Raw genomic sequence first — 2,075 nt, 5'->3', positions numbered from 1 at the left:
TTGGCCTTTATGCGATAGCCATCCCCGCCTTGCTGCTCTTGTTGCTCGCGGGCGCGGAAATGCTTTGGCCGCGCCGCGCGCTTGTGCTCGGCCGCTATCCACGGTGGCGAACGCATGTGATGTTTTTCGCTACCAACGCCGTAGTCGGTCGGCTGCTGTCTTTTATCATCGTCATCGGCGTTGCGGCAAATTGGGCCGAAGTGCAGCAATTTGGCGCGCTGCGTATCGTTGCGCTCCCTTTTTGGGTTGAGGCGGCTATTGCCGTCATCATTCTCGATTTCGCGTTATGGTTGCAGCATCTTGCCATGCACCGTTTCGGCTGGTTGTGGCCCATGCATGCCATCCACCACAGCGATCGCGATCTGGATGTTACCACTGCCCTGCGGTTCCACCCGTTCGAACTGATTGTATCGACGCTGTACAAATCGGCAATCGTGGCGTTGCTTGGCGTGCCACTTGTGGTCGCGCTGGCGTTCGAAATTTGGCTCAATGCCAATGCGTTGTTCAACCACAGCAACATTCGCTTGCCCAAGTCGCTGGACCGGCTGCTGCGGCCATTTCTGGTGACGCCCGACATGCATCTGGTGCATCACAGCACGATTGTCGAAGAACAGAAGCATAATTTCGGCTTTGCGCTCACCATCTGGGACCGCATGTTCGGAACCTATCGCGCCGAGTCCATCGTCGGCGCTGAAAAGCAGAAAATCGGCCTTGCCGAAGTGGACGATGCCCGCCCCGCAGGCTTCTTGTGGAGCATGAAGCAACCACTGACGTAACGGAAAACAGGACCGCCTTGACCTCCCCGCTTTTCCGTCGCAGATTTGCAGACGGGGGAGAGTAACATGGCCAAAAAGCGCAATATTTTATTGGGAACGATCGCGGTTATCGCGGTTGGGGCAGCGCTCACGTACGGGTGGCAACAATATCGCGAAAAAAGCATCATGGACGATTCCCGCGTCGCGCAAGCATCGTCGGATACCGAGGTTACGACCGGCCCTGCGACCAAGTTGCTCTGGGGCGACACCCATTTGCATACAGCCAACTCGATTGATGCCTTCGGCTTTGGTGTTAAGCTTGGCCCGGAAGACGCGCTGCGTTTCGCGCGCGGTGAAGAGGTAACCTCAACCGGAGGGTTGAAGGCCAAGCTTGAGCGGCCACTCGATTTCCTGGTGATTGCCGACCATTCAGGCGGCCTTGGCGCGACCAAGGCTTTGTATGACGCGCCCGGATTTCTCATTCGCGACCCAACTTTGCGGCGCTGGCATGACGCCATGCATGAAGGGCCCGACGGCATGCAGCGCGTCACGGCGGAACTCATCGATCGCGTCGGCCGCAACGACCTTCCGGCTGCGCTGACAAACCCCGAAAGACAGCGCAAGACGACGACCAGCATCTGGACAAGCCACAGCTCGCTCATCGAACGCTATAATGAACCGGGCAAGTTCACTGCCTTCATGGGGTTTGAATATACATTGATGCCCGGCGGCAATAATTTGCACCGGGTCGTGATGTTCCGCGACGGCAAAAGCCGCGCCAATCAGGTGCTCCCTTATGATCCCGGACAAGGCGACGCGCCGGTCAGCCTGCTGTGGGACTATATGGAGAATTACGAAAAGGTAACCGGCGGCAAGGTTCTTGCGATCCCGCATAACAGCAACCTGTCCAACGGCATGATGTTTGAAATGGTCGGTCCGGGCGGCGGCCCGATGACGGCGGAATATGCACGGCGGCGCGCGACGCGTGAACCCGTCGTCGAGATCACCCAGATCAAGGGCGACAGCGAAGCGCATCCGTTTCTGTCACCCAATGACGAATTTGCGGGATTTGGCACCGCCGGTTGGGACATCGGCAATCTAACCTTGCAGGCGGCAAAGAAGCCCCAGGATTATGCAGGCGAATATATCCGCGAAGCATTGAAACGCGGGCTTGCGATTGAAGCAAAGACCGGTGTTAATCCTTACAAATTCGGCGTTATCGGATCGACCGACAGCCACACCAGCCTTGCAACCGGCGATGAGGATAATTTCTTCGGCAAACATTCGGGCGGTGAGCCAAACGGTAAGCGGGCGTCCGAT

At 57.6% G+C, this 2,075-nt stretch carries 2 protein-coding genes; both read left to right on the top strand.

Going from position 1 to position 2,075, the window contains the following annotated elements:
* A partial coding sequence (locus ACLL9E_RS04370; RefSeq protein ID WP_411290523.1) for a sterol desaturase family protein occupies positions 1–776 on the top strand: 776 nt, incomplete at its 5' end.
* Positions 777–842: 66 nt separating this feature from the next.
* Positions 843–2,075: DUF3604 domain-containing protein (locus ACLL9E_RS04365; protein ID WP_411290522.1), on the top strand; the 1,233-nt coding region annotated here is incomplete at its 3' end.

Source organism: Sphingorhabdus sp. (assembly GCF_046596595.1).
GTDB lineage: Bacteria > Pseudomonadota > Alphaproteobacteria > Sphingomonadales > Sphingomonadaceae > Sphingorhabdus_B.
The sequence above is the reverse complement of the archived record's forward strand: the minus strand, read 5'-3'. Positions and strand labels throughout refer to the sequence as shown.